Source organism: Marivita sp., assembly GCF_017643905.1.
GTDB lineage: Bacteria > Pseudomonadota > Alphaproteobacteria > Rhodobacterales > Rhodobacteraceae > Marivita.
This window is the reverse complement of the sequence record NZ_JAEPMO010000195.1, coordinates 1-6435: the sequence shown is the minus strand read 5'-3', so window position 1 is coordinate 6435 and position 6435 is coordinate 1. Positions and strand designations below refer to the sequence as shown.

The 6435-nt window shown below is 60.0% G+C and carries 6 protein-coding genes and 1 rRNA gene; 1 reads left to right on the top strand and 6 read right to left on the bottom strand.

Annotated elements, in window-relative coordinates; all coding sequences use genetic code 11:
• Nucleotides 1-89, top strand: a 5S ribosomal RNA gene (gene rrf / locus JJ869_RS21085); the annotation flags it as partial.
• A 165-nt stretch (nucleotides 90-254) separates the two neighbouring features.
• Here the strand turns inward: rrf and JJ869_RS21080 are convergent.
• The 6 genes from JJ869_RS21080 to JJ869_RS21055 form a co-directional block, all read right to left on the bottom strand.
• Nucleotides 255-1694, bottom strand: a complete 1440-nt coding sequence (locus JJ869_RS21080) for a mannitol dehydrogenase family protein (RefSeq protein WP_292270406.1) — start codon at nucleotides 1692-1694, stop codon at nucleotides 255-257.
• Nucleotides 1695-1744: 50 nt separating this feature from the next.
• A complete protein-coding gene (locus tag JJ869_RS21075) occupies nucleotides 1745-2518 on the bottom strand; it encodes an L-iditol 2-dehydrogenase (protein ID WP_292270403.1) in 774 nt (257 codons plus the stop codon).
• Nucleotides 2515-3519 carry an ABC transporter ATP-binding protein gene (locus tag JJ869_RS21070; protein ID WP_292270401.1) on the bottom strand — a complete coding sequence of 335 codons (1005 nt, stop codon included), beginning with the start codon at nucleotides 3517-3519 and terminating at the stop codon, nucleotides 2515-2517. The genes JJ869_RS21075 and JJ869_RS21070 overlap by 4 nt, the downstream gene beginning before the upstream one ends.
• Nucleotides 3520-3544: 25 nt before the next feature.
• The gene (locus JJ869_RS21065; protein ID WP_292270399.1) at nucleotides 3545-4375 is read right to left on the bottom strand and encodes a carbohydrate ABC transporter permease; all 831 of its coding nucleotides are present in this window, start codon (nucleotides 4373-4375) and stop codon (nucleotides 3545-3547) included.
• Between the two features lie 2 nt (nucleotides 4376-4377).
• Entirely contained in the window at nucleotides 4378-5244 is an 867-nt protein-coding gene (locus tag JJ869_RS21060) for a sugar ABC transporter permease (RefSeq protein WP_292270398.1), read from the bottom strand.
• A 135-nt stretch (nucleotides 5245-5379) separates the two neighbouring features.
• On the bottom strand, nucleotides 5380-6435 hold a 1056-nt coding region (locus JJ869_RS21055; RefSeq protein ID WP_292270397.1), incomplete at its 5' end, for a sugar ABC transporter substrate-binding protein.

Genomic DNA, 6435 nt, shown 5'->3' with positions numbered 1-6435 from the left:
ACCCGGTCCCTTTCCGAACCCGGCCGTTAAGTGCCACCGCGCCAATGGTACTGCGTCTCAAGACGTGGGAGAGTAGGTCATCGCCAAACCTAGTAAAGAGTGACTGTATCTCTCTAAAACGAAAACCCAAACTTATAATATCAACAACGCTTCGCACACCAAACACCGGTTTGAGTGGGCGTCGATTCGTTTTCGCAAAGTGCTACTCGGTCAACGGACAAAAAAAGAGCCGCGACGCGCGCGGCTCTGCATTCTTAGGTTCGCGACAGGTACTCGGCCAGTGCCGCTCGGGTGCCGTCTTTCCAGATGACCGACAGCCAGTCTGAGAAGGCTTTGGCAAACTGCATATCCTGCGCAAGGTCGCCGTAAATCTGTGACTGCGCCAGCCAAGCGGCCGGCTCGGTCTGCGCACGCTGCGCCGCGCTTACGAGGTCTGACCAGATCGGATCGTTTGCTTCGATCTCGCTGCCATCCTCGCGTATGCCGTAGCACATGCGCGCCCAGAGGGCTTCGGTCAGGGCCAGACCCGAAATCGGTGTTCCCGCTGCCAGGGCATCGCGCAGGATCGGCAGGATGAACCCGGCATGGCGGGATGAGCCGTCAAAGGCCACACGACGCGTGGTGTCGTGGATTTGTGGGTTGGAGAAGCGCCGCGTGATCAGGGCGAGATAGGCCTCGGGGGGAGTGCCCGGCACGGACGCCACATGGGGGCTGATCTCTGTGGTTTGCACCTTCTGAAAAAACGGCGCGATCTGCGGGTCAGACATGCAGGCGGCGATCGTCGGCAGGCCGAGGATTTCACCGGCATTCGCCAACACCTGATGCCCGGCGTTCAACATACGGATCTTCATCGCCTCGTAACTGTGTACGTCCCGTGTGAACGTCGCGCCGACCTTGTCCCAGTCCGGACGGCCCTGACAGAAGGCGTCTTCGATCACCCACTGGCGGAAGTTTTCATGTGTGACGGGCACCGCATCGGCGATGCCCAGATCATGGGCGCGCTGACGCTCAGCGTCACCTGTAGCCGGCACAATGCAGTCGACCATGGAGTTGGGGAAGCGGCCTGCGCTGTCGATCCAGTCCGCCAGCTCGGGGTCGCTGCCACGGGCGAGCCCGACAACGGTCTGCCGCAGGATCGTGCCATTGCCCTGAAGGTTGTCGCAGGACTGCCCGGTGAACGGGGGGTGACCAGCGCTTTTGCGGGCCCGCAATGCCGCGACCATCGCACCAAAGGCGGTGCGCGGCGTGTCGGGATGGGACATGTCATGCTGAATGTCCGGGTGCGCTATGTCCAACGCTCCCCCGGCATCGAGGTAATATCCGCCTTCGGTCACAGTCAGCGACACGATGCGGATGCGTGGATCGGACATCGCGGCGATCAATGCGCCATGCCCATCCTCGACCGGCACGAAATCAATCATCGACCCGATCACTTCGGCAGAGATGCCAGCGGGGTCCAGTTCGATCAGTGTGGTCAGGCAATCCTGCGCCAAGAGATGCTCGCGCATCCGCGCATCCCCGGGGCGCACACCGGCGCCGATAATCGCCCAGTCATGGACCAGCCCCTGCTGCATCAGCCGGTGCAGATACCACGCCTGATGGCCACGATGGAAATTGCCAAGACCGATATGCACGATGCCGGGGGTCAGGTCGGCACGCTTATAGGTCGGGCGGGCAATCCCTTCGGGCAACATGTCCAGATTGGCCAGAGACAGTGCCACGGCTTTGCTTCGGCTGTCCTGTTTCAGCTCATCCATTGGCCACCATCCACATTGTAGCATTGTGCGACGATGTATTGGGAATCGTCGCTGGCAAGGAACACCGCCATGCCTGTCAGGTCGTCTGCCGTGCCCATGCGCCCATAGGGGACAGAGGCACCGACTTCGCGTTTCTTCTGGCCTGGGGCCTTGTTTTCGTATTTGGCAAAGAAAGCATCCACACCGTTCCAGTGTTCGCCATCGACGACACCCGGAGAGATCGCGTTCACGTTGATTCCATGCGCGATCAGGTTCAGTCCTGCCGATTGGGTCAGAGAAATGATCGCCGCTTTGGTCGCACAATAGACCGCCACGAGAGGTTCGCCGCGGCGTCCTGCCTGGCTCGCCATGTTGATGATGCGGCCTTTGATACCACGGTCAATCATGTGTTTCGCGACCGCCTGCAACGTGAACAGGGTGCCTGCCACGTTGATGTCAAAGGTGCGGGCGTAATCGTCGCGGGTGATCTCGGTGATCGGGGCGGCGGTGAAGATCGCGGCGTTGTTGATCAGGATGTCGATCTGGCCAAGCTGCTCCACGCTGGCGGAGACCGCCGCATCGATGCTCGCCTGATCGGTCACATCCATATGCACCGCGATGGCACGTTCGCCAATCTGCGAGGCGGTTTCCTCTGCGCTGGCAATGTCGATATCCGCAATCGCGACGCGCGCGCCCTCTGCGACATAGCGTTCGGCAAACGCGCGGCCGATGCCACGCGCTGCGCCGGTGATCAATGCCGTCTTGCCGTCCAGCCGTTTCATGCGATGCGAAGCCCCTGAACGTCGAATTTATGCATCTGATCGAGTTGCGGCGTCAGGTAGATCGTGTCGCCATGGCGCACGGAAATATCCCCTGTGATCCGAACGGTGACCATGTCGTCTAACCCCGTGTCATGGACGTGGATGAACGTGTCAGACCCCAGATGCTCGGCCACACCGACTTTGCCTTTCCAGGTGCCTTCGGTCATCGACACGTCGATATGTTCGGGCCGGATGCCTGCCTTCACGCCACCGTATTTCTGCGCCTCGGCGCCGCCGAAGATGTTCATCTTGGGCGACCCGATGAAGCCGGCCACAAACTCGTTGCGCGGTCTGTGGTAAAGCTCCAAAGGGCTGCCGACCTGCTCGATATGGCCAGCACGCAGCACGACGATCTTGTCGGCCATGGTCATGGCTTCGACCTGATCGTGGGTCACGTAGATCATGGTGGTCTTCAGGCGTTCGTGCAGTTCGCTGATCTCAAGCCGCATGCCGACGCGCAAGGCGGCGTCGAGGTTCGACAGCGGTTCGTCGAAGAGGAACGCGGCGGGTTCGCGGACAATCGCGCGGCCAATGGCGACACGCTGGCGCTGACCGCCCGAAAGCTGGCCCGGACGACGATCCAGATAATCGGTGAGGTTCAGAACAGACGCGGCGTTGGCGATCCGCTTTTCGATCTCGGCTGGGTCCATCTTGGCCATCTTCAGCGGGAAGGCGATGTTCTTGCGCACCGACATGTGCGGGTAAAGCGCGTAGGACTGGAACACCATGGCCAGACCGCGTTTTGCGGGCACGACGTCGGTGGCGTCCTTGCCGTCAATCTCGATATGCCCGGAGGTGATGTCCTCAAGCCCGGCGATCAGACGCAGCAGCGTGGATTTCCCGCAGCCCGAGGGGCCGACGAACACGGTGAACTCTCCGTCTTCAATGGTCAGGTCCAATGGGGGGATGACCTGCACGTCGCCAAAGCTCTTGGTGACCTGTTTGAGTGTGATTTGTCCCATGGGTCAGGTTCCTTGTGTCAGGTCGTTATTTGACGGCGCCGAAGGTCAGGCCGCGGACAAGTTGTTTCTGGCTGAACCAGCCAAGGATGAGGATCGGCGCAATGGCCATGGTCGAGGCCGCACTCAGCTTGGCGAAGAACAGGCCTTCAGGGCTGGAATAGCTGGCAATGAACGCGGTCAGCGGGGCGGCGTTGACGGCCGTCAGGTTCAGCGTCCAGAAGGCTTCGTTCCAGGCGAGGATGAAGTTCAGGAGCATGGTGGAGGCAATACCGGGAACCGCCATCGGCGTGAGGATATACAGCACCTCTTCCTTGAGCGTGGCCCCGTCCATCCGCGCCGCTTCGAGGATCTCGACCGGGATTTCGCGGAAGTAGGTATACAGCATCCAGACAATGATCGGCAGGTTGATGAGCATCATCACGACAACCAGACCGGCCCGGCTGTCCAGAAGTCCCAACTGAATGAACAGCAGGTAGATCGGGTACAGCACACCCACGGCAGGAAGCATCTTGGTCGACAGCATCCACAAAAGGATGTTCTTGGTCCGGTGTGACGGCACAAATGCCATTGACCAAGCCGCAGGCACCGCGATGATCAAACCGAGGATGGTCGAACCTCCGGCGATGATGATCGAATTCATCAGGAACCGGCCATAGTCGGACCGCTCCATAACGATGCCGTAGTTTTCAGTTGTCCAGTCGAAGGCCAGAAAGATCGGCGGGCTGGCGATCGCCTGTGCCTCGGTCTTGAAGCTGGTGAGGATCGTCCAGAGGATCGGGAAGAAGATCAGCAAGCCAATCGCCCAGGCAAGGCCGGTATTGATCAGTTTGCGGCGGGAAGAAACAGAACGGGCCATGATCAGTTGTCCAGGTTCTTGCCGACGATCCGCATCAGGAAGATCGCGACGATGTTGGCGAGGATGATGGCGTAGACACCACCGGCTGAACCAAGTCCGACGTTCTGGCTTTCCAGCACGCGCTGGAAGATCAGGTAGGACAGGGTGCGGGTTCCGAACGCGCCGCCCGTGGTCACGAAAATCTCGGCAAAGATCGCCAGAAGGAAGATCGTCTGGATCAGGAGAACGATGGTGATCGCGCGGCTTAGATGCGGAAGAATGATATAGAAAAACCGCTTGAGAACCGGGGCGCCGTCCATTTCGGCAGCCTCCAACTGTTCGCTGTCAAGCGACTGGATGGCGGTCAGCAGGATCAGTGTGGCGAAGGGCAGCCACTGCCAGCTGACGATCATGATGATCGATTGCAAGGACGCGTCGGACAGCCAACTGACCGGTTCGGCCCCAAAGAAGCGCCACAGATGGGCCAAAAGACCGTTCACGGGATCCATGAACATGTTCTTCCAGACCAGCGCGGACACGGTCGGCATCACGAAGAAGGGGGCAATGACCAGAATACGAACAATGCCCTGTCCCCACATCGGCTGGTCCAGCAGGATCGCCAGAAGGATGCCCAGGCAGACGGTGATGACCAGCACACCCAGAACGATAATCAACGTGGTCTGTACGGCGGGCCAGAAGGCGCTGGAGCTCACGAAGCGGACATAGTTGTCGAACCCGGTCCAACCCTGATCGCCACCGCGCAGCGGCAAGTAGGTTCGGAACGAGAACCAGAGGGTCATGATCAGCGGAACCAGCATCCAGCCCAGAAGCAGGATCACCGCCGGGGCCATCATCAGTCGGGCCGCTGATCGGGATGCTTTCGTCGCCATGGGATACATCTCCTCCGTTGCCAGCCCGCGTAGACTACCGCGCTGTCAGAATAGGGCCACGTTCAAAACATGTGTATTGGGGTGTGGGGGGAGAGGGCGGTGCGATGCCCGCCCTCTCCAACTCGATCACGGGGATCAACGGTAGCCGGCGGCTTCCATTGCTTCGGTTGTGATCGCCTGAGCTTTCGCGAGCGCTTCTTCGACAGTCTGCTGACCAGCATAGGCGGCCGAGAATTCCTGGCTCACTTCGGATGCGATACCGGCAAATTCGGGGATCGCAGCGAACTGAATGCCAACATACGGCGACGGCTCAACGGTCGAGTTGTTCGGATCAGCCGACAGGATCGAGTCCAGCGTCATCTTTGCGAACGGAACTTTCTGGTACTCGGGGTTCTCATACAGAGATGTCCGTGCGCCCGGAGGGACGTTGGCCCAGCCTTCTTTGGCGGCTACCAGCTCGATGTAGTCCTTGGATGTGGCCCACTCGATGAAGGATTTTGCAGCGGCTTCTTTCTGGGTGCCTGCCGGGATGGCAAGGGCCCATGCCCACAGCCAGTTCGAGCGCTTGCCCAAACCATTGTCAGGCGCCAAGGCAAAGCCCACGGAGTCAGCAACGGTGGAGTCTGCGCCGGTCACGAAGGATGCGGCAACAGTCGCATCGATCCACATCCCGCACTTGCCTTGGTTGAACAACGACAGGTTCTCGTTGAAACCGTTCGTCGCGTAACCGGAAGGACCGGACTCGTCCATCATGCCCTTGAAGAAATTCAGGGTGTTTGCCCACTGTTCCGTGTCGAACTGAGCATTCCACTCCATGTCGAACCAGCGTGCGCCAAAGGAGTTGGACATCGCCGTGATGAAGGCACCGCCTTCACCCCACCCGGCCTTGCCACGCAGACAGATGCCGTTGATGTCGTTGGCGCGGTCCGTCATGGCAGCTGCAGCTTGACGGATGAATTCCCATGTGGGCGCTTCCGGCATGTCCAGACCGGCTTTTTCCATCAGGTCCGTGCGGTACATGACCATGGAGCTTTCGCCATAGAACGGTGCCGCATAAAGCGTGCCGTCATGCGAAAGGCCACCGGCCATGGCCGGAAGGATGTCTGCGGCATCGTATTCTGCCGACAGATCGTCCAGCGGAACAAGCCAGCCGTTGGCACCCCAGATCGGGGTTTCGTACATGCCGATGGT